The organism is Chelativorans petroleitrophicus (assembly GCF_025398195.1).
GTDB classification, from domain to species: domain Bacteria; phylum Pseudomonadota; class Alphaproteobacteria; order Rhizobiales; family Rhizobiaceae; genus Chelativorans; species Chelativorans petroleitrophicus.
Genome location: NZ_JAODNV010000015.1, coordinates 36554 through 57437, shown reverse-complemented (window position 1 = coordinate 57437; position 20884 = coordinate 36554). Strand labels below are relative to the sequence as shown.

The window sequence follows — 20884 nt, the reverse complement described above, 5'->3', positions numbered from 1 at the left end:
TGTTGGATGAGAGCGGCCCGCCCTTAACTAAGAACCTCTGAGGCGGACAACAGGCTTTCGGCTCCCTCCATCACGCTCTTCCTCAGCGCCGTGGTCTCGCAAAGGTGGTTTTCCGCGAAATAGCGGCAAAGCCTCGCCTCACCGGCATCACCCGAGGAAAGCGCGCCCCGCGCCAGCATGGTTCCGCCGGCCGCAAACCCGAAGAGGCGCAGATAGGGCGTCGCCCCGCAAAGCGCTTCCTCCACCCTTTCTTCGCTCAAAAGCTGAAGGAGATAGTTCGTCGCCCGCTCCAGATCGTCCAGTGCCGCAAGCAGATGGCCGCCGGTTTCTCCCAGGTCGGGAATGTTCGCGCCGCGCGCCGCCTCGGCTTGCCCGCGCAGTTCCGCGATATAGCCGCGGACGACCCCGCCGTCCGCGCGCGGCAGCTTGCGCGTGACGAGATCGATGGCCTGTATGCCATTGGTGCCTTCGTAAATCGGCGCGATGCGCGCGTCCCGCAGCAGGGCCGCTGCACCAGTTTCCTCGATATAGCCCATGCCACCATGCACCTGCACGCCCAGCGAGGCCACCTCCACGCCGATATCGGTAGGGAAGGCCTTTGCCACCGGCGTCAGGAGATCCGCCCGCTGCTGCCAGTGCTCCCTGTCGGCGGCACCGCTCAGCCGCGCCATATCGAGCGCGTGGGCGCAGGAATAGGTGACCGCGCGCGCTGCCTTCGTCATCACCTTCATGGTAAGCAGCATGCGCTTGATGTCGGGATGGGCCAGGATCGGGCTCATTCCCTCGCCCTCGTGCCCGGGCGCCCGGCCCTGCCTGCGTTCGCGCGCATAGGCGAGCGCCTTCTGATAGGCCGCCTCGGCCACTGCAACGCCCTGCACGCCGACGCACAGCCGCGCGTTGTTCATCATGGTGAACATGCAGGCGAGCCCCCGGTTCTCCTCGCCCACCAGCCAGCCGATGGCCCCGGGCTGATCGCCAAACCTGCCGTCGCCATAAATCATGGTGCAGGTCGGCGAGCCGTGGATTCCAAGCTTCTTTTCGATGGACGCGCAGAAAACATCGTTGCGGGCGCCCAGCGAACCGTCCTCATTCACCAGGAACTTCGGCACGAGGAACAGCGAGATGCCCTTCGTGCCTGCCGGCGCATCGGGCAGGCGGGCAAGAACCAGATGCACAATATTGTCCGTGAAGTCGTGCTCGCCATAGGTGATGAAGATCTTCTGGCCGAATATGCGGTAGGTGCCGTCGCCTGCCCGCTCGGCCCGCGTTCTCAGCGCGTTGAGGTCGGAGCCGGCTTGCGGCTCCGTCAGATTCATCGTGGCAATCCACTCGCCGGTAACGAGCTTCCCAATATATGTCCGCTTCAGTTCGTCTGTGGCGTGCCGCTCCAGCGTCTCGATCGCGCCGATCGTGAGCGTCGGGCCAATGGTGAAGGCCATGGAGGCGGAATTCCACATTTCCAGCGCCGCCACCGAAAGCATCATGGGCAGGCCCTGCCCGCCCAGATGAACCGGTGCCGCTAGCGCGTTCCAGCCGCCCGCACACCATTTGCGGTAAAGTTCAGGCCAGCCGGGAGGTGTCGTCACCCGCCCGTCTTCGAGACGCACGCCGTGTTCATCACCCGCACGGGCGAGCGGCGCCATTTCCTCCGCAGCGAAGCGCCCCGCTTCTGTCAGGATGGCTTCGACGAGATCCGGAGTGAGGTCGTCGAGAAGCCCCTCATCCAGCATCGCGCGCATTCCCGCGACGTGGTTAAGCGTATGGCTGATCTCCTCGATGGGCGCGCGATACATGCCGTCACCTCCTCTGTCTCACCTGAAAGCTAGCGGGAAATGCCTCGCGCGGCCAGCCTTGTCGGGTGACAGGAGCACCAAAGAAAGGGCAGCACCCGGGAGCGCTAGACGGTCCCGGGTGCCTGCCGGTCAGAATGTCAGCCCGCAAGCCTGCCGGATGGCGATCTGAACCGGCGAGGGAGGCAGGGCCGGATCGAACTCACCTTTCGGCAGAAGCGGAGGCTGCGCCATGAAGCGCGGCTCCTTTCCGCGATGCGGCTGGGCGGCGTGAACGACGAACGGATGGCACAGATAGACGGTGCCGGCCGCTCCGGTCGCCAGTTCGACCTCGCAATGCTCCGTCGAACGGTAGCCGTCCGACGATAGCTGCCTGAGCGTCGCTCCGGCCTCGCCAAAGGGCAGCAGTTCCCGAGCGATTACATGGTGCGAGCCTTTCCGGATCCGTGTCGGCGCATCGTCGGGGCCGACATCGGAAAACAGGAAGAGCATCAGCAGGGCCCGTCCGCTGCTTTTCACGTTGACGCGCCACTCCATGAAATCAGCGTGGTCGGTGCCGAAGCTCATGTCCACGTGCCAGCCGTCGTCGCCGGGCGATTCCGGCGAGGGGAAGCGGATGGGGAAGGTCCCTATGGCTTTGGGCGGGATCCACCTGCCCTCGCCTACGAGCTGATCGTAGGCGCGGTGCAGGCGCGGCGTGTTGGCGGCTTCGATGAAAGGCGGCGAAGCCTTGTGCGCCACGCGAATCACCGGCTGCACCCAATGTTCGGGCTCATCCGGCGAGAGGCCGATTTCCGCCCACAGCTCCTCCCTGCACTGCCTTGCAAGATCAGGGCTGAAGGCATTGTCGATCTTGACGAATCCATCGTCGATGAAGGTCCGGACCTGACGTTCGGTCAGGCTGAATTCGCTGTTTTCCGGCATTGTCCATTCTCCGCTGGCGCCTTTGGGCGCCTTGTTGATCCATCCGGCGCAAAGGCGCCGGGGCGGCTTCAGCCGTTCAGATCAGCGGGAAGAATGTGGACATGAACATCATGATCGGACGCTAGATCAAAGGGATGGTGAGATCAAGACAGGCGGGGCATGAATCCGGAAACGCTCAGCCGCTCATCTGATTCTGGCCTTGAAACGAGTTTGGTCGTTACGGCGAGCACGGATCAGCGCCCGCCCGCTTCCCGTTCCACCGCGCGCCAGCCGATGTCGCGGCGGCAGAAGCCGCCGGGCCAGTCGATGCGATCGACGGCGCGATAGGCCTTGTCGCGCGCCTCCGTCACCGTGCGGCCGAGCGCCGTCACGTTCAGCACGCGCCCGCCATTCGCAACGAGCGCGCCATCCCGCATGGCCGTTCCCGCGTGGAAGACATCCGCGCCTTCCGCCTCCGCCGCCTCCAGCCCGCGGATGGGCGAGCCCTTCTGCGGCGTGCCGGGATAGCCTTCGGCCGCCATCACCACAGTGAGCGCTGCCTCGTCGCGCCAGCGCGCCGACATATGGGCGAGTTGGCCGTCCACCGCGCCCTTCATCAGCGCAAGTAGATCGTCCTTGAGCCGCGGCATCAGCACCTGGCACTCGGGATCGCCGAAGCGGACGTTGTATTCGATCAGCTTCGGCCCCTCCTTCGTGATCATCAGCCCGGCATAGAGCACGCCGATGAAGGGGGAACCCCTTTCTTCCATGCCTTTCAGTGTCGGCATGATGATCTCGCGCATGGTGCGTTCGATCATCTCGTCGCTCATCACCGGTGCGGGCGAATAGGCTCCCATGCCGCCCGTGTTGGGGCCGGTATCGCCTTCGCCAACGCGCTTATGGTCCTGGGCCGTGCCGAAGGGAAGCGCGGTCTTTCCGTCGCAAAGGCAGAAGAAGCTCGCCTCCTCCCCTTCGAGAAATTCCTCGATCACCACCTCCGCGCCTTCCCCGAACTGCCCGGAAAAGCACGCATCGATCGCCGCCAAGGCTTCCTCTTCGCTCGTGGCGATGGTGACTCCCTTGCCAGCCGCAAGCCCGTCGGCCTTCACCACGATCGGCGCGCCAGCGCTCCTAACGTAATCCTTCGCATACCGTGCATCGGCAAACCGGGCATAGGCCGCTGTCGGTATGCCGTAGCGGGCGCACAGATCCTTGGTAAAGCCTTTGGAGCCTTCAAGCCTCGCCGCGGCGGCGGTCGGCCCGAAAACGGGAATGTCCGCGGCGATGAGGTCGTCTGCGATTCCCGCCACCAGCGGAGCCTCCGGGCCGACCACGACCAAATCCACCCCATTGTCGCGGCAGAAATCCACCACCGCCTCATGGTCCCGCACATCGAGGGCGACGCATTCGGCATGCCGCGCAATGCCCGGATTTCCGGGCGCGGCATAGAGCTTCCCAAGAAGCGGCGAGGCGGCGAGCTTCCAGGCCAGCGCATGTTCCCGCCCGCCGGAACCGATAAGAAGAACGTTCATGCCATCGAGCCGTTGCTCTTTTCCGTGGCGAACGGGCTATGACCGAATCCGCTCAAGGTCAAGCACGGCAGGCCGTGTCACACGCAAATGTAACGCTTGACGGCAGGCGCCCATCTTGCCACTCCACAGGTGGCGCACGGACCCGCGAGAGGAAGGCATGGACATCATCCAGTCACGGCAAATGCGCGGCCGGGTGGCCGATGCCCCGTCCGGGCACTGGGTCTACCGCTTCCTGCCCCGGTCGGCATGGCCCTACGCCCAGCTCGCCCGCTGGGACCGGCCGATCGGCTGGAAGCTGCTTTTGTGGCCCTGCTGGTGGTCGCTTGCGCTGGCCGCCAGCGCGGGCGCGGAGCCCGGTGCGGCGCCTTCGAGCGTCTTTCCCTCGCCATGGCTGCTCTTGCTCTTCCTTGTCGGCGCCATTGCCATGCGCGGGGCAGGCTGCACCTACAACGATCTTGTGGATCAGGATCTCGACGAGCAGGTGGAGCGGACGCGCTCGCGTCCGCTGCCTGCGGGCCAGGTCTCGCGCCGGCAGGCCTGGGTCTTTCTCGTCCTGCAGGCGCTGGTGGGGCTTGTGGTCCTGCTTCAGTTCAATGCCTTCGCGATCCTCGTCGGCCTCGGATCGCTGGCGGTGGTGGCCATTTATCCCTTCGCAAAGAGATTCACGGATTGGCCGCAACTCTTTCTGGGATTTGCCTTTTCCTGGGGCGCGCTGATGGGCTGGGCCGTGCATTTCGGCAGCCTCTCGCTTGCGCCGCTGCTTCTCTACTGCGGCTCCATTCTGTGGGTGATCGGCTACGACACGATCTACGCCCATCAGGACAAGGAGGACGATGCACTGGTCGGGGTTCGCTCGACGGCGCGGCTTTTCGGGGAGAACACCAAGCGCTGGCTCGTGGCGCTTTATGGCTGCGCGCTCCTGTTTTTCGCCGTGGCGTTCGCGCACGCGGCCGTCCCCATGCCCGCGCTTGCCGGGCTGGTGGCGGCCGGGGCCCATATGGCGCGGCAGATCCGGGTCCTCGACATCGACGACCCGGACCAGTGCCTGGCGCTGTTCAAGTCGAACTCGGTGGTCGGCTGGCTGATCTTCCTCGGCCTCCTGGGAGGCGGCGCCTGGGCGACGGTAAGTCCGTATTTCTGATTTCCGAGACCGGCTGGCCGGCCTCGCACGCTCAGTTGCGTGCGATGATCTCTTCGCCTTCCACCACCAGCCTCAGGCCCAGTGTACCCTGCTTGCGCCGTGCCAGGAAGCGGGGACGGCGCTGGCGCACCACCTGTCCCTGGCGCCGCTCCTGCGGCGGCTGGGTCTTTATCTGTCCGAGCGACTCTTCCAGCGTGCGCGCCACGCCGTCGGCCTCCACCAGCAGCATGGGCAGGCGGTAGGCATCCGCCCAGGCGCGCCAGTCCGCGGCCACGTCATCGAGATCGCCGGCCACCAGAAGCGGAACCGACAGCATCGGGTCGCGATGGAGCAGTTCGAGGGTGACGGTCACATTGCCGTCCTCATCCTCTATGGCGCGCGCCGCGACGCCGCGAAAGGCGGCCGGCGGCAGCGCGAAGGTGACCGGAATGCCGCTCTTGTCCAGCATGCGGCGCATGCGCACGCCGCGCTTGCCGATGGTGAAGGTGACCTCGCCGAAATCGTCCTGAGAGGCATAGCTTACCATTTGGGGCAGATGGAAAGGATCAAGCCGCATCGCGCGGCCCGCCCAGACTGGCTTGAGACCACTTGCCATTCTATGTGCCTTCCTGTTTCTCCTGAGAGCCGGTGTTCCGGTTCTCTCTGGGCCGATTTTCCGGCCTCTTATGAGAAGGCACTGTAGCGGCGGCTCGTTACCTCCCGCCAAAAAAACTCGGTTAAATTTTGCTGATCCGGGCTTTGGTTAGCGGATTCCAACCACACGAAGCTTCACAAAATTTTCGCTCGCGAAAGAACCGTTCAGATGACCTTGTCCGGATTCATGATGCCGGCCGGGTCGAACGCTTTCTTTATCCGCCGCATGAGCTCGGTGGCGATGGCGGGCTGCGTGGCGATGAGTTCGTCGCGCTTCATGCGGCCGATCCCGTGCTCGGCGGAAAACGAGCCGCCCAGCGCGCGCACCACGGCATGCACCGCATCGTTCATGGCGCGGTAGTGCGAAAGGAATGAGGCCCTGTCCATGCCTACCGGCTGCGAGACGTTATAGTGGAGGTTGCCGTCGCCCATATGGCCGAAGCAGACGACGCGGCTTCCCGGCACCACCTGCTGCACCGCGCGGCCGGCCCGCTCGATGAACTCGGGAATGGCGGCAACCGGCACTGAAATATCGTGCTTGATCGAGCCGCCCTCGGGCTTCTGCGCGTCCGACATGGCTTCCCGCAGATGGCGGAGAGCTGCCGCCTGGGCCTCGTTCTGCGCGATGACGGCGTCGGTCACCCAACCCGCCTCCAGCCCCGCGCCCAGAATGGCCTCCATCAGCGCGCGGGCATCCTCGGCCGAGCGGCCGGAGGAAATTTCAATCAGCACATGCCACGGATAATCCTCCGCGAAAGGCGCCTGGGTGCCGGGAATGTGGCGCAGTGCGAAGTCGAGCGGCGTCTTCTCCATAAGCTCAAAGGCCGTAAGCGCCGTGCCCGCCTTGTCGTTCGCCGCCTCGAACAGCTTCAATGCCGCAACCGGCGAGCCCACCGCCGCCCAGGCAAGCTCGCGCCCCTTAGGCTTCGGGAACAGCTTCACCACAGCCGCGGTGATCACCCCCAGCGTGCCCTCGGCACCTACGAAGAGGTTCTTGAGATCGTAGCCGGTGTTGTCCTTCTTGAGCTTGCGCAGGTCGTCGAAAATCTCGCCGGTGGGCAGGACCACCTCCACACCCAGGCAGAGATCGCGGGCCGTGCCATAGGCAAGCGCGCCGATGCCGCCCGCATTGGAGGACAGATTGCCGCCGATCTGGCACGACCCCTGCGAGGCAAGCGCCAGCGGGAACAGCCGGTCGTTGGCGGCAGCCGCTTCCTGCAAGGTCTGAAGCACCACCCCCGCCTCGACCGTGGCCGTGTTGGAATAGAGATCGATTTCGCGGATGCGGTTGAGCCTCGAGAGCGAAAGCACCACCTCCCGCCCCGAGCCATCCGGCATCTGGCCGCCGACAAGCCCGGTGTTGCCGCCCTGGGGCACGATCGGCGTGCCGGTCTCGGTGGCAAGCTTCAGGATGCGGCTCACCTCCTCCGTGCTGCCCGGCTTCAGCACCAGCGCGGTGCGCCCCCCAAAAAGCCCGCGCTGTTCCACGACATGAGGGGCGATATCGGCTTCGCTGCGCAGGGCGTGGCGTTCGCCCACAATCGCCGCGAAACGGTCAATGAGTGCGGGATCGAGCGGATAGGACGATGCTTCCATGGCGCGAACCTATGTCACCCTGCCATCCGTGTCACGGGGCGCCGCTGCCCGGGCGAGCCGGTCGTTTATCGCTTCGCCGAGTCCTTCCCCCGGGATAGGCTCCGCCGCGATGGTCGCACCACCGGCAGCATCGAGCGCGGAAAGATAGGAAAAGAGATTGCTCGCCGCCTCGCGCAGATCGCCCGAAGGCGAGAGATTGAGCATGCGGGCGGCCTTCTCTGCCCCCTTCGCCCGCCTAGAACCGAAGGCAAGCAGCGCCTCCCCGGGCTCCACCTCGGTTACGTTGAGGCGCATTTTCGCCCGCGGCGCGTAGTGCGATGCAAGCATGCCGGGCGCCTGCACGCTCTTTTCCCCGCGCTTCAGGGGCGCGCCCGCCACCTTCTCGATCTCTTCCGCAGCCAGACCGCCGGGCCGCAGCAGAAAAAGCCCGTCCTCCGCCACCTTGACGATGGTCGATTCCACGCCGACTGGCGCAGGCCCGCCGTCCACGATCAGCCGGATGCGATCGCCAAGAGCCGCGTTCACGGCTTCGGCGGTGGTGCAGGTGATCCGGCCGGAGACATTGGCGCTGGGGGCGGCAAGCGGCCGGCCGAACCGCTTGATCACCTCCCCCGCGAACCCTCGGGGACAGCGCAGCGCGATCGTGGCTAGGCCCGCGGTCACCAGCGGATGGACGCCGGAGCCCTCTCTGTGCGTGAGAACGAGCGTGAGCGGCCCCGGCCAGAAGGCTTCGGCAAGCCGCCGGGCAAGCGGCGAAAAGATCGCGATCCGCTCCGCCATGGCGAGGTCCGCCACATGGGCAATCAGCGGATTGAAGCGCGGCCTGCCCTTGGCCTCGAATATGCGCGCCACCGCCTCGCCATTCGTGGCGTCAGCCGCAAGGCCGTAGACGGTTTCCGTCGGCAGTGCCACCGGCTCGCCTTCCGCCAGCAGGCGGCAGGCGGTCTCAAGTGCATCGTCCTGGGCCAGGATTTCGGCCACGCGCTTTTTCCTCAAGATCGGCGTTCGACACGGCCCGTGCCTATCGCGCCCGGGACCCCGCGGCAAGGCGAATCGTCACCATTTTGTTAATCCCTTCAAGGTTATGATCGGATGATTGAAGGCAAAGATTCATGGGGGTGCTGGTGGTTTCCACGCTCCGGCCGATAGTGCTTGTGATCACGCTCGCCGTGTGCCCGGCGCATGCGTCCTCGATTCTCGTGCTTAAGCCCAGCAGCGCGGGCGATGCCCCATCGGTCGTCGCGATAGAGCCGGCCGAAGCCTTGTCCTCCATCGGCATGGCCGGCGAAGCGGCTGTAGTGAACGGGACCACGGCTGCCGTGAAGCGCCAGAGCGCCCGCGACCCGCTGCCGCTGCGCGGCGGCATCGATGTGCCCACGCATGAGCACGGCGCGGAGTTGACCGAGGCGTCCGGCACGCTGCCGACAGAAGATGTCATGAGGGTTCAATAGGCGGCTTGACGCCTCCCGCCCCTGCCCGCAGACCTTCCAGGCATCGAGAAGGAGGAATCCGCAATGCTGGTCCTGATGAAGACGCTGCATCTTTTCGGCCTGATGCAGGGTGCAGCCGGAGGCATGGCCGGCGCGATGGTTGCCGTTCAGGCGAAGCGCGCAGGAGGCCCGCCTCCGCCCGCACTCATTGCGCTGAGGCAAACCTTCGCGCTCGTCACGCTCATCGGCGTGCTGCTACTGTGGGCGACGGGCCTTTGGATGTGGCTTGTCGATTATGGCGGCGCGATGCTGGGGACGGCCTTCGCCCTCAAGATCCTCGCCGCTTTCATCATCCTCGCCGTCGTTATCGCCGCCCGCGTGGCCATGGCGCGTACACCGCCGGGCAGCCCTCCGCCGGGCTGGCTGCAGCGGGCCGGGCCGCTTTCGGGCCTGCTCACCTATGTAACTGTCGCGCTCGCGGTGTACGTATTCAGGTAGATCATTCCGGCGTTTCATGAACGCCGGAACGATCCAGACTTGCTAGCCCGCGATCTTCGAGAAATCGGCCACCTGGCCGGTGGCCTGCCGGATGCGGTTAAGCAGCGCGAGCCGGTTGGCGCGAATTGAATCATTCTCGTCATTTACGAGGACTTCCTCGAAGAATGAATCAATCGGCGCGCGCAGCGAGGCGAGTGCCTTAATGGCGGCGGAAAAGTCTTGTTTCTGAATCGCTTCGGCCGCCTCTTTCTCAACCTGATTCACCGCGGCGTGGAGCGCCTTCTCCGCCGGTTCGGTGAAGAGGCCCGGATCGACCGCCTCGGCAATCCGCGTGCCCTTCTTCTCCTCGGCGGCCACGATGCTTACCGCGCGATTGGTGCCGGTCAGCAGGTTCTTGCCGTCCTCGGTGCCGAGCAGCTCCGACAGGGCCTCCACGCGGCGGACGATCAGAAGGAGGTCGTCGTTGAGCACCCCACCCTCGCCTTGATGGGGAGGGCCAGCGCGCAGCGCCGGGGTGGGGTCGGAGGACGCCGTTTCGCCCTCGCTCTCACCCGCTTCGCGGCCAACTCCCCCGTCGAGAGGGAGGAGGGCGCTGCTCGCCAGCACCGCGTCGATCAGATCGTACCGCGCGCCCTGATCGCGGAGATAGACCTTCAGGCGGTCGTGGAAGAAGGAGAGGAGGTCCAATCTCTTCCGATGCGTTAGGGTAGCAAACGCAGACCGTATTGACTGAACGGCTTCAATATTGGTCATCCCCTTCGTGCGGGAGAGGTCATCTACAGTCCCGCAAGGCAGATTGTTTTCGATTTCATAGATGTCGGCTAACGCATCGAAAACAACCTGCGCCGATAACCAGGCTCCGTCATTAAATGGTATGTCGTCCATAAATGACGTCGCAGAGATCCGAGCAACATCAGTATCTGAAACAGCCAGCGGCCACCAAAAGTCTTTGGCTAGGCTGTTGCGAAGCTCATCAGCGTAGACCTCGGGAACTGGGTTTTCATACCGGGCCGAAATTTTCCTGTAGAAAGAATAAAAACTAGTCGAGGTAGAGACAAGGAATGTACTCGCTCGTACCATGATTGGTGCTAGCCCCAGCCTTATCCCATTCTCCACCACAATCCGGATCACGCCCAGCGCCGCTCTCCTCAGCGCATAGGGGTCCTTGCTCCCCGTCGGCTTCTCGTCGATCGCCCAGAAGCCCACCAGCATGTCGAGCTTGTCGGCCAGCGCGACCGCCACCGAAACCGGGTCGGTGGGTACGACATCCGATGGGCCGAGCGGCTTGTAATGCTCCTCGATCGCCGCGCAGACGGACGGGTGCTCGCCCTGAAGCTCGGCATATTTGCGGCCCATGGCGCCCTGAAGCTCGGGGAACTCACCCACCACCTCCGTCTGCAGGTCGGCCTTGGCGAGCACCGCCGCGCGCTCGGCAAGGTCCGGGTCGGCGCCGACGATCGGCGCCAGCTCGCGGGCAAGCCGCCGGATGCGCTCCACGCGCTCGCCTTGCGTGCCGAGCTTGGCGTGAAAGGTCACGTTCAGATGGTCGAGCCGCGCCATGCGCTGGTCGAGCGGCTTTTTCAGATCGAGGCCGAATTTTTCGGCCGAGCTCTTCAGCCGGTCGAGGTCCGGCAGGTCGGCCTGGTCGGTCTTCCAGAAATAGAGCGCATCGGAAAGGCGCGCACGCACCACCTTGCCGTTGCCGTAGGCGATCTCCTTTCCGCCGTCGGACGCCTCGATATTGGCCGTGATGACGAAGCGGTTGGAAAGCTTTTCCGACTCGCCCTGCGGCCGCGTGACGAAGCACTTCTGGTTGGCGCGGATGGTAAGCCGCACCACCTCCGCCGGGATCGCCAGATAGTCTTCCTCGAAGGTGCCCAGCAGAACGACCGGCCACTCCACCAGCCCGGCCACCTCCTCCAGAAGCGCCTCATCCTCCACCAGCTCCAGACCGCTGGCGAAGGCGAGGTTCTTCGCGTCATCGAGGATGATGCGCTTGCGCCGCTCGGCATCGAGCACGACCTTCGCCTCTTCCAGGCTTTTCACGTAATCGTCGAAGCGGCGCACGGTGATTGGCCCCGGCGCGTGGAAGCGGTGGCCATAGGTGACGTTGGACGAGCGGATTCCGTCCACCTCGAAATCGACAACCACCGGCTCCTCGGTCTCCGGGCCGAAGGTGCAGAGGATGGACTGCAGCGGGCGCACCCAATGCAGAGAGCCGGGATTGCGCGAGGCCTCACCCCAGCGCATGGATTTGGGCCAGGGAAAATCGCGGATGATGCCGGGCAGCAGTTCCGCGATGATCTCCTCGGCCGGCCGTCCCTTCTTCTCGATCACGGCAACGTAGAAATCGCCCTTCTTGGGGTCGGACCGCACCTCCGCCTCCTCGATCGAGGAGAGCCCGGCTGCGCGCAGAAAGCCTTCGATCGCCTTTTCCGGCGCGTCGGTGCGCGGCCCCTTGCGCTCCTCCCGCACGTCGCGCGAGCGGGCGGTGACGCCGCGGATGTCGAGCGCGAGCCTTCGCGGCGTCCAGTATTCCGTGGCGGCCTCATAGGTAAGCCCCGCCTCCACCAGACCGTCCGTCACGAGCTTCTTCAGGTCGCCCGCAGCCTTGCGCTGCATACGGGCGGGAATTTCCTCGCTGCGAAGTTCAAGAAGAAGGTCGGGCATTGGGCAGGCTCGATGCTTGGAAGACTGCGCGGGCAATAGCAACTCAACCGGCTCGTGTCACCATTCTGGTGCTGCGTCGGCGGTCCGGTTACGCGCGATGCACTCCGCCGTCCTAGGGAGCAAATCACTCACTCCTTCGAAGGGACGCTGAAGCGCGAACGCTTCAGACGGCGAAGCTTTGCCAGGAACGGCCATGAAAACGGCAGCGACCCTACTGCAGATCATTGCGCTGCTGGCCTGCTTTACCGCCTATCAGGCTTTTTCCGAGGAGAGGACCGGCGTCCGCCGCACCGTCGAACTGGCCGGCAACAGGCCGGACATGGGGCACCTTTTATGCACCCCCACCCGCCGCTACGCGGCGACCTCTCCCATCAAGGGTGAGGTGGGCGTCGCGCCGCCGGCGTCCGTCTTCAGGAAGGCTTCGCCGCAGGCTTTCGCGAGCTCGCGCACACGCAGGATGTAGCTCTGCCGCTCGGTGACCGAAATCACGCCGCGCGCGTCAAGAAGGTTGAAGACGTGGGACGCCTTGATGCACTGGTCGTAGGCGGGGAAGACCATCTGGTGCAGACCGCCCGCCTCCAGGCCCCTGGCACCTGCCTCGAGCAGCGCCCGACATTCCTTTTCCGCATCCTCGAAATGGCGGAAGAGGAGCTGCGTGTCGGCGTATTCGAAGTTGAAGCGCGAATATTCCTGCTCGGCCTGCAGGAAGACCTCACCGTAGGTCACCTTGTCCGGGCCTTCGAGCCCGTTGAAGTTGAGCTCATAGACGTTGTCCACCCCCTGCACATACATGGCGAGCCGCTCCAGCCCGTAGGTAAGCTCCCCTGAGACCGGGGCGCACTCGATGCCACAGACCTGCTGGAAATAGGTGAACTGGGAGATCTCCATACCGTCGCACCAGCACTCCCAGCCAAGCCCCCAGGCGCCAAGCGTCGGGCTTTCCCAGTCGTCCTCGACGAAACGGATGTCGTGGAGAAGCGGATCGAGGCCGATTGCCGCCAGCGAGCCCAGATAAAGCTCCTGCAGATCGGGCGGGCTGGGCTTTAGGATAACCTGGTACTGGTAATAATGCTGCAGCCGGTTGGGGTTCTCGCCGTATCGTCCGTCCTTGGGCCGGCGCGAGGGCTGCACATAGGCCGCATTCCACCGGCGCGGCCCGAGCGCGCGCAGCGTAGTCGCTGGGTGGAAGGTGCCTGCGCCGACCTCCATGTCGTAAGGCTGGAGAATGACACAGCCTTTTTCCGCCCAATAGTTCTGAAGGGTGAGGATCAGCCCCTGAAACGAACGGGCGGGGTGCATGTGCGGAAGCGGTTCGACGGACACGCGATTTCTCTCCGGAGTCTTTCGGGCGCAGCCCGTCCTATTGTGCGGCTCAGCGGGCGTCAAGAAGTGGTTCCACGCTCCTCTGTAGCGGCCGGAAGGAAAGGATTTCCCGTTGGCGGCTGCCGGCCGGCCGCAGAGAACGCACGATGCAAGTCCAAACGGTCTCAGTCATGACACCCCACCCCGGCGCTGCGCGCCGACCCTCCCCATCGAGAGGAGGATTGGTGCCGACGCCACGCTTCTGAGCTGAAATGAATGCCAACCGCGAAAAGGCTAACGCGGCAGCCGCAGCTCCTGCCCCGGACGGATGCGGTTCGGATCGCGCTTGAGAACCGGATTGAGTTCCAGAATTTCCCGGAAGCGTTCGCCGTCCCCAAGCTCCTCCACCGCGATCGACCATAAGGTCTGTCCCGGCTTCACGGTGTAGATTTCCGCATCCGGCTCGGCAGACGCTTCAGGCTTAGGCTCCGCCTGTGCAGGCTTCGGCTGATCTTTATCGGCTTCGGCAGTTCCCGGCGTTTCGGGCGCAGCAGGAGAAGCGTCCGCCTCCGGCGCGGCCGCCTCGGGTGGCAGAGCGTTGGATGCATCGTTCATCACATTGCGGGCGGCACCTGCCGCCTCAGCCAGCTTTCGGTCATCCTCCACCGGCGGCAGCCCCTCTTCAAGCTTCCTTTCCACCTGGGCCAGAATCTCCGGCTCCGGATCGAGGTCGCGCGCATGCGCCCACTGATAACGCGCCTCGAGTCGCCGGCCTACGCGCCAGTAGGCATCCCCCAGATGGTCGTTCAGGATCGCATCGTCGGGCCTCAGCGAGACGGCCCGCTCCAGATGCTCCACTGCCTCCTCATACTGGCCCAGCCGGTAATACGCCCAGCCGAGCGAATCGACGATGTAGCCGTCGCTCGGCCGCAATTCCACGGCCCGGCGGATCAGCTCCATCCCCTCCTCCAGATTCATGTTCATATCCACCCAGGAGTAGCCCAGATAGTTCAGAACCTGCGGGTGGTCGGGATAAAGCTCCAACGCCTTGCGGAAATTGGGCTCGGCCTTCGGCCATTCCTTCAGGCGCTCATAGGCGATGCCGCGCTGGTAGAAGATGTTCCAGTGCTCAGGCTTGGGATCGCCGATCCGGGCAATCGCGGTGTCATAGAGATCGGCGGCGGCGCGATAGTTTTTTTGCGCGAAATAGACGCCGCCTAGCGCGAGATAGCCGCGCATGTCGTCCGGATCGTCTTCGAGCACCTGCTTCAGATGCTCGACGGCCTCGTCGTTGCGCTCGAGGTCCGCGAGATTGAGACCGATCTGCAGGCCGGCGAAGCGCGCGCGCGGCGATCTTTCACCGATCTGCCGGTAAAGCGCGATCGCGGTTTCTCCCTCCTGCTGCCGCTCGGCCACATGGGCAAGCTGCACCAGAACCGCATCATTGTCCGGGTCGAGCGCCTGCGCGTAACGCAGATAGAGGCGCACGAAGGAATCGCCGCCTGTGTTGGCGAGTTCCGTCGCGACATTGAGCAGGATTTCGCTGGCACCATCGGAAGGCGTGACGACGACCGGATCGATTGCCTCGCCCGCCTCGAGCCGCCGCCGCAGTTCCGGGACAAGCGCGACGCCGCCGCCGGCCGCCTCGGCCTTTTCGAGCACTTCGAAGGCCTTTTCCGTGTCGCCGCGGCTCGAAAGCAGCGCCGCATAGGCTTCCGCGATGCGGCCGAAGGTGTCCGCCGTCACGGGGCGCCCTGCAAAGGCGCCGATCAGGGTCTCGAATGCTTCGGAGGCCTCATCCCCGCGGCCTGCCTGGGCCAGAAGCAGCGCGCGATGATAGCTCTTGAAAAGGTCGTACCAGGCCGGTCCCTCCAGGCCATCCAGACGCGCAAGTCCCGCCTCCGGGCCTTCACGTCCGGTCACCGCCCAGGTGGTCATTATCCCGGTGATCAACCGGTCGAGATCCGACTCGAGAGCCAGCCTCAGCCATCTCTCCGCGGCGGCATAGTCCTCCTTCTTGAAGGCATCCACCGCTAGAACCAGCCTGGAAAAGCGCTCCGCTTCGGGCACGCTCTTGAGCTTCTCGGCATAGAGCAGCGCCTCTTCCATGCGCCCGCGCGAGACGAGCGCGAGCAGCAGCGTTTGCTGAAGCTCGACATTGTCCGGATCGAAGGCGATGGCGCGCTCGTAGTAGGAGATGGCGCTTTCCAGATCATTGTCGAATTCAGCGGCACGGCCGGCGAGATATGCGCCGGAAAAGGAATGGGTCGGCACCGTCTCGATGCTGGTTTCGGCCTGTGCGGCAACGCCACTTTCGAGCGCAAGCGCCATGACCATGACTGCCAGGGCGCTTGCCTGGAGTCGTGCCTTCATTGCCCGCATCATATTCCTTTCGTCCCGATCAACCGCTGCAGCCTCGCTACCTGCAGAGCATGGCGTTTTTGCGATTAAGCTTCAACGGGAAAGCGTCGTTTCCGCCGGGCGGACGCACCGGGCGCGCCGGTGCGGCAATGCCCCGCCGATCCCGGCGCAACTATATCACACCACGCGGCTGATGCAGAAATCGATGACGTCCACCAGAGCGGCCTTCTGCGGCGTGGCTTTCAGCGGAGCGAGCGCATCGCGCGCGATCTCGCCGAAATGGCGCGCGCGGCCCACCGTATCGACAATGGCGCCATGCCGGTGCATCAGCCGGATTGCTTTGTCGAGCGCGGCCGCATCGGCCTGCTCCCCTTCGATCGCATCCTTCCAGAACCGCCGTTCCTCCTCCGATCCGCGCCTGTAGGCAAGGATCACGGGCAGGGTCACCTTACCCTCGCGGAAATCGTCCCCGACATTTTTCCCCAGATCCCGGGTGCTGCCGCCGTAATCCAGCGCATCATCGACAAGCTGAAAGGCAAGCCCCAGATTGGTGCCGTAGGAACGCAACGCTGACCGGTCGCTGCGCGAGGCCTTGGCGATGATCGGGCCAACCTCCGCCGCCGCCGAGAAAAGCGCTGCCGTCTTCGCCTTGATGACGGCCAGATATTCGTCTTCCGTCGTCTCGAGATTCTTGGCCACGCCAAGCTGCATGACCTCCCCTTCGGCAATAACGGCCGCCGCGTCGGAAAGCACCTCCAGCGCATCGAGCGATCCGACCTCAACCATCATCCGGAAGGCCTGGCCGAGCAGGAAATCGCCGACCAGCACGCTGGCCTGGTTGCCCCAGATCATGCGCGCCGTCTGCTTGCCGCGCCGCAGATCGCTCTCATCCACCACATCGTCATGCAGCAGCGTCGCGGTGTGCATGAATTCGACGCTGGTGGCGAGCTTCACATGACCCTCGCCCGAATAGCCGAACATCTGCGCCGCAGCGAGCGTCACCATCGGGCGAAGCCGCTTGCCGCCAGAGGAGATGAGATGTCGGGCAAGCTGCGGGATCAGTTCCACATCCGACCCCGCCTTCGACAGAATGAGCTCGTTGACGCGGGTCATGTCGCTCCTGGTAAGCTCGATCAGGCCTTCGATCGAGCCCCTGTCGCGCTTGCCGTCTTCGAGGTTCACTACGACACCCACCAGGAACTCCCTTTTCTTCCTCGCCCGCCCGGGCGACTGTATGGCTGCGGCCGACAGTCCCGCAAGCGGCGAATTAGCGCGGGCCGGGGCCAAGAGCAACCGCATCGCATTTACAAGGAACGCCAGACCTGCCAACGTCACGCCCATGATCGAGCTCCTGCGAACCAACGACGCCGTCGTCATCTCCTTTGTCGAAAGCTTGCTGCGCGACGCGGGGATCAACTTTCTGGTCGCCGACCAGAATATGAGCATCATGGAAGGGTCGCTGGGCGTGCTGCCCCGCCGCGTTCTGGTGACCGAAGAGCAGGCCGAGGCGGCGCGCAAGCTGCTGAAGGACGCCGGCGTGGCGGGCGACCAGCTTCGATAGGCGTGCCCATGCGGGAAGGACCACCCCTCGACGATCGCGCCTTCACGATCGACGCCTTTCACAGAGGCCGCTTTCATCTCGTTCAGCCGGCCGGCAAGGGCCATCGCGCGGGGCTCGACGCCATGCTGCTTGCCGGGGCCGTGCAGGCGGGCTTCGCCGGAGCGCTTGCCGATCTCGGCGCGGGTGCGGGAGCGGCAGGATTCGCCGTCGCCGCGCGCTGCCCCGAGGCGCGGGTGCTCCTGGTGGAGCGGGAGCCGGAGATGGTCGCCTGTGCGCAGGAGAGTCTCCGTCTGCCGGCCAACAGCGCGCTTGCTTCCCGCATCGAGGTTCTTCAGGCCGATGTCGAGCTTTCAGGAAGCGACCGCGCGGAAGCCGGGCTCGCCGAAAACGCCTTCGACTTCATCATCATGAATCCGCCTTTCAACGCCGCCCACGACCGGGCAAGCCCCGACCCGCTCCGGCGGCAGGCGCATGTGATGGATGACGGGCTGTTCGAGCGCTGGCTGAGGACGGCCGCGGCAATGGCCCGGCCGGGCGCCAGGGTGGCGGTCATCGCGCGCCCCGCGTCATTGGCGCAAATCCTGTCCGCGCTCGAAGGCCGCTTCGGCAGCCCGCGCGCCGTGCCGGTGCACCCACGGCCGGGTGTGGAGGCGCTGCGCATCATCCTCAGGGCGCGAAAGGGTGACCGCGGCGGCTTCGCACTCCTGCCGCCTCTCGTTCTGCATGGAGAGACGGGACGCGGCTTTACCGCGCGCGCCGATGCCATCATCAATGGCCGGGAGGCGCTGTTTGCCGACTGAAATGGGCTTTGCGCGCGGCAGGCAAGCACCTACATGAGATTTCAAGTAAGACCGTGGAGTAAACCGACGTGAAAGAATCGCTGGCGCGCCTCCTGCCGAAACCCCTTCGCTCCGACGCAGTCACGATCCCCGTGGTTCGGCTGCAGGGCGCCATCATGTCGGGCGGCAGTCCCGTGCGGCAGCATCTTTCGCTCGCATCCGTGGCCGGCCTTCTCGAAAAGGCCTTCGCCGTCCCGGCTCCCGCGCTTGCGATCTCGCTCAATTCTCCCGGCGGCTCTCCTGTGCAGTCCCGCCTCATCTACCGGCGCATCCGCGATCTGGCGGAGGAAAAGAAGAGGACCGTGCTCGTCTTCGTCGAGGATGTGGCGGCCTCCGGCGGCTATATGATCGCGCTCGCCGGCGACGAGATCATCGCCGATCCGTCCTCTATTGTGGGATCGATCGGAGTCGTTTCCGCCGGCTTCGGCTTTCCGGAGATGATCAAGAAGATCGGCGTGGAGCGGCGCGTCTATACCTCGGGCCGCAACAAGGTGATCCTCGATCCCTTCCAGCCCGAAAAACCCGAGGACATCGAACGGCTGAAGGCCCTGCAGGAAGAAGTGCATCAGGGTTTCATCGCGCTCGTCAAGGAAAGGCGGGGCGCGAAGCTAGCCGATGACGACGAGCTCTTCACCGGCCTGTTCTGGACCGGCGAGCGCGGGCACGCCCTCGGGCTTGTGGACGCGCTCGGGGACATGCGCTCCTATCTCAAGAACCGCTTCGGGCCGAAGACGCGACTGAAGCTCATCAGCCAGTCGCGCGGCGTGTTCGGCCGCAAGCTGGGCTTCTTCGGTCTCAGGCCAAGCGGAACCGACATCGCCGCCGCGGCTGCCTCCGGCCTGCTGGAAGCCCTGGAGGAACAGGCGCTGTGGAGGCGATATGGCCTCTGAACCGCCCGTTTTGCGCCGCAAGGGAAACGCACTATCATTGGCACCTGCATGAGCGTCGAGGAGGAGCCCTCACCATGCCCCAACTGATCTTTTTCGTTGTCATCGCCGTGGTGGCCTATGTGGGCTACCGCGCCTTCCTGCGCGAAGCCGAGCGCGTGACGCGGCGGATGGAGCGCGTCCGCCGCGAGGCGGCCAACCGCAGCATGGGCACACTGGTGAGGGACCCGAGAACAGGTGAATACCATCTGGCGAAGGACTGAGGGCACGGCCTTCATGTCCGCCACGCCTGAAGGCGCGGCTCCCGCGAAGATCAACCTGGCGCTGCATGTCACCGGCCGGCGCGCTGACGGATATCACCTCATCGAAAGCCTCGTGATCTTTGCCGGGCACGGCGACCGGCTGGCGGTGGAAGAGGCGGAGCAGGACGGCTTTTCCGTCACCGGGCCTTTTGCCTCATCCCTTCCCGCAGACGGAGGCAATCTGGTGTTGAGGGCGCGCGATCTCCTGCGCCTTCATTTCGGAGCCGGGGCGCAAAGCCCGGTGATGCTGAGGCTTGAGAAGAACCTGCCCGTGGCCTCGGGAATCGGCGGCGGGTCGAGCGATGCGGCCGCCGCGCTTCGCCTTCTTGCACGTCATTGGAAGCTTGGCGCCTCCGAGGAGGATCTTGCGCGGCTCGGGCTGGAACTGGGTGCCGATGTGCCCATGTGCCTCGCCTCGCGCCCTCTCGTGGCGCGCGGCATCGGCGAGAAGCTGGAGCCCGCGGCCGGTTTCCCCTCCCTGCCGCTCCTCCTCATCAATCCGGGCAAACCGCTGGAAACGCGGGCGGTCTTTGCCCGGCTCCAGAAGCGGGACAATCAGGGCCTCGGTCCCCTGCCCCGCTGCGAAAGCCTGGCTGAAATCATCCGCTGGCTGCGTTCCACCCGCAACGATCTGGAGGCCCCGGCGCTGTCGCTCCTTCCGGAGATCGCAGATACGCTCGGCCTTCTCGAGGCTGAGGGAGCACTCCTCTCCCGCATGTCTGGATCGGGAGCCACCTGCTTCGGAATCTTCGAAAGCATCGAGACCGCGGAGAAGGCAGCCGGACAAATCAGAAAGAAACGCCCGGGATGGTTCGTCTGCCCGGCCGCCACCCTCTCAGCGGAGCCCAGCCATGGCTGAGCGGCCGTTCATCCCCGTCCGCTTTGCGGTCCTCACGGTTTCCAACACGCGCACGCTGGCCGACGATAAATCGGGCGACACGCTCGCCGAGCGTATCGCCGCAGCCGGCCATGAATTGGCGGCGCGCGCCATCGTCCGCGACGAGGTGGAGCGCATCCGGGAAACCGTCACCGCCTGGTGCGCCGACCCGAAGATCGACGCGGTTCTTACGACCGGCGGAACCGGCTTTACCGGCCACGATGTGACGCCGGAGGCGCTGGAGCCGCTCTTCGAGAAGAGGATGGACGGCTTTTCACAGCTTTTCCACAGGATTTCCTACGAAAAGATAGGCACTTCCACCATCCAGTCGCGCGCAACGGCTGGGCTGATCGCGCAGACCTTCGTCTTCGTCCTGCCCGGCTCCCCCGGCGCCTGCCGCGATGCCTGGGATCACATCTTGAAGGACCAGTTCGACTACCGGCACATGCCTTGCAACTTCGTCGAGATCATGCCCCGGCTCGACGAGCATCTCAGGCGAGGCGCCGGAAAAGCCTGAGGGTTCCCCTCTTCCCATCCCCAACCTTCAACCAGTTGTTCACAG

At 64.9% G+C, this 20884-nt stretch carries 18 protein-coding genes and 2 pseudogenes; 9 read left to right on the top strand and 11 right to left on the bottom strand.

Annotation, left to right across the window (positions count from 1 at the left end):
• Positions 1 to 23 precede the first annotated feature (23 nt).
• From NYR54_RS14100 to purD, 3 genes are all read right to left on the bottom strand, one after another.
• Positions 24 to 1793 (bottom strand): acyl-CoA dehydrogenase family protein, encoded by a 1770-nt coding sequence (locus NYR54_RS14100; RefSeq protein WP_261516333.1) that lies wholly within the window; start codon positions 1791 to 1793, stop codon positions 24 to 26.
• Between the two features lie 129 nt (positions 1794 to 1922).
• Complete coding sequence (locus tag NYR54_RS14095; protein WP_261516332.1) at positions 1923 to 2714, bottom strand: phytanoyl-CoA dioxygenase family protein; 792 nt, start codon at positions 2712 to 2714, stop codon at positions 1923 to 1925.
• A 233-nt stretch (positions 2715 to 2947) separates the two neighbouring features.
• Positions 2948 to 4225, bottom strand: a complete 1278-nt coding sequence (gene purD / locus NYR54_RS14090) for a phosphoribosylamine--glycine ligase (protein WP_261516331.1) — start codon at positions 4223 to 4225, stop codon at positions 2948 to 2950.
• 157 nt (positions 4226 to 4382) lie between these two features.
• Here purD and ubiA point away from each other — a divergent pair, with 157 nt between their 5' ends.
• The gene (ubiA, locus tag NYR54_RS14085) at positions 4383 to 5366 is read left to right on the top strand and encodes a 4-hydroxybenzoate octaprenyltransferase (RefSeq protein ID WP_261516389.1); all 984 of its coding nucleotides are present in this window, start codon (positions 4383 to 4385) and stop codon (positions 5364 to 5366) included.
• Positions 5367 to 5397: 31 nt separating this feature from the next.
• Here the strand turns inward: ubiA and NYR54_RS14080 are convergent, their stop codons facing one another.
• From NYR54_RS14080 to NYR54_RS14070, 3 genes are all read right to left on the bottom strand, one after another.
• The gene (locus NYR54_RS14080; RefSeq protein ID WP_261516330.1) at positions 5398 to 5961 is read right to left on the bottom strand and encodes a DUF6101 family protein; all 564 of its coding nucleotides are present in this window, start codon (positions 5959 to 5961) and stop codon (positions 5398 to 5400) included.
• A 203-nt stretch (positions 5962 to 6164) separates the two neighbouring features.
• The gene (locus tag NYR54_RS14075; RefSeq protein WP_261516329.1) at positions 6165 to 7595 is read right to left on the bottom strand and encodes an FAD-binding oxidoreductase; all 1431 of its coding nucleotides are present in this window, start codon (positions 7593 to 7595) and stop codon (positions 6165 to 6167) included.
• 9 nt (positions 7596 to 7604) lie between these two features.
• The gene (locus NYR54_RS14070; RefSeq protein WP_261516328.1) at positions 7605 to 8576 is read right to left on the bottom strand and encodes an L-threonylcarbamoyladenylate synthase; all 972 of its coding nucleotides are present in this window, start codon (positions 8574 to 8576) and stop codon (positions 7605 to 7607) included.
• A 131-nt stretch (positions 8577 to 8707) separates the two neighbouring features.
• Here NYR54_RS14070 and NYR54_RS14065 point away from each other — a divergent pair, with 131 nt between their 5' ends.
• Together NYR54_RS14065 and NYR54_RS14060 are read left to right on the top strand one after the other, a co-directional pair.
• Positions 8708 to 9046, top strand: a complete 339-nt coding sequence (locus tag NYR54_RS14065; protein WP_261516327.1) for a hypothetical protein — start codon at positions 8708 to 8710, stop codon at positions 9044 to 9046.
• A 63-nt stretch (positions 9047 to 9109) separates the two neighbouring features.
• Positions 9110 to 9523, top strand: a complete 414-nt coding sequence (locus NYR54_RS14060) for a hypothetical protein (RefSeq protein WP_261516326.1) — start codon at positions 9110 to 9112, stop codon at positions 9521 to 9523.
• A 42-nt stretch (positions 9524 to 9565) separates the two neighbouring features.
• Here the strand turns inward: NYR54_RS14060 and NYR54_RS19360 are convergent.
• From NYR54_RS19360 to NYR54_RS14040, 5 genes and pseudogenes are all read right to left on the bottom strand, one after another.
• A pseudogene (locus tag NYR54_RS19360) lies at positions 9566 to 10207 on the bottom strand (DALR anticodon-binding domain-containing protein); the annotation flags it as partial.
• A gap of 396 nt (positions 10208 to 10603) precedes the next feature.
• A pseudogene (glyS, locus tag NYR54_RS14055) lies at positions 10604 to 12193 on the bottom strand (glycine--tRNA ligase subunit beta); the annotation flags it as partial.
• A gap of 351 nt (positions 12194 to 12544) precedes the next feature.
• A complete protein-coding gene (locus tag NYR54_RS14050; protein WP_279327548.1) occupies positions 12545 to 13492 on the bottom strand; it encodes a glycine--tRNA ligase subunit alpha in 948 nt (315 codons plus the stop codon).
• A gap of 297 nt (positions 13493 to 13789) precedes the next feature.
• A complete protein-coding gene (locus NYR54_RS14045; protein ID WP_261516323.1) occupies positions 13790 to 15868 on the bottom strand; it encodes a tetratricopeptide repeat protein in 2079 nt (692 codons plus the stop codon).
• A 165-nt stretch (positions 15869 to 16033) separates the two neighbouring features.
• Complete coding sequence (locus tag NYR54_RS14040; RefSeq protein WP_261516322.1) at positions 16034 to 17050, bottom strand: polyprenyl synthetase family protein; 1017 nt, start codon at positions 17048 to 17050, stop codon at positions 16034 to 16036.
• Positions 17051 to 17195: 145 nt separating this feature from the next.
• Between NYR54_RS14040 and NYR54_RS14035 the strand changes: the two genes are divergently transcribed.
• The 6 genes from NYR54_RS14035 to moaB all read left to right on the top strand — a co-directional run bounded on the left by NYR54_RS14035 (position 17196) and on the right by moaB (position 20839).
• Entirely contained in the window at positions 17196 to 17417 is a 222-nt protein-coding gene (locus NYR54_RS14035) for a putative signal transducing protein (protein ID WP_261516388.1), read from the top strand.
• An 8-nt stretch (positions 17418 to 17425) separates the two neighbouring features.
• On the top strand, positions 17426 to 18217 hold the full coding sequence (locus tag NYR54_RS14030) for a tRNA1(Val) (adenine(37)-N6)-methyltransferase (protein WP_261516321.1): 792 nt from the start codon (positions 17426 to 17428) through the stop codon (positions 18215 to 18217).
• 68 nt (positions 18218 to 18285) lie between these two features.
• Positions 18286 to 19146 (top strand): S49 family peptidase, encoded by an 861-nt coding sequence (locus NYR54_RS14025; RefSeq protein WP_261516320.1) that lies wholly within the window; start codon positions 18286 to 18288, stop codon positions 19144 to 19146.
• A 74-nt stretch (positions 19147 to 19220) separates the two neighbouring features.
• Positions 19221 to 19406, top strand: a complete 186-nt coding sequence (locus tag NYR54_RS14020; protein WP_261516319.1) for a hypothetical protein — start codon at positions 19221 to 19223, stop codon at positions 19404 to 19406.
• Positions 19407 to 19419: 13 nt separating this feature from the next.
• On the top strand, positions 19420 to 20304 hold the full coding sequence (locus NYR54_RS14015; protein WP_261516318.1) for a 4-(cytidine 5'-diphospho)-2-C-methyl-D-erythritol kinase: 885 nt from the start codon (positions 19420 to 19422) through the stop codon (positions 20302 to 20304).
• Entirely contained in the window at positions 20297 to 20839 is a 543-nt protein-coding gene (moaB, locus tag NYR54_RS14010) for a molybdenum cofactor biosynthesis protein B (RefSeq protein WP_261516317.1), read from the top strand. The genes NYR54_RS14015 and moaB overlap by 8 nt, the downstream gene beginning before the upstream one ends.
• Positions 20840 to 20884 lie beyond the last annotated feature (45 nt).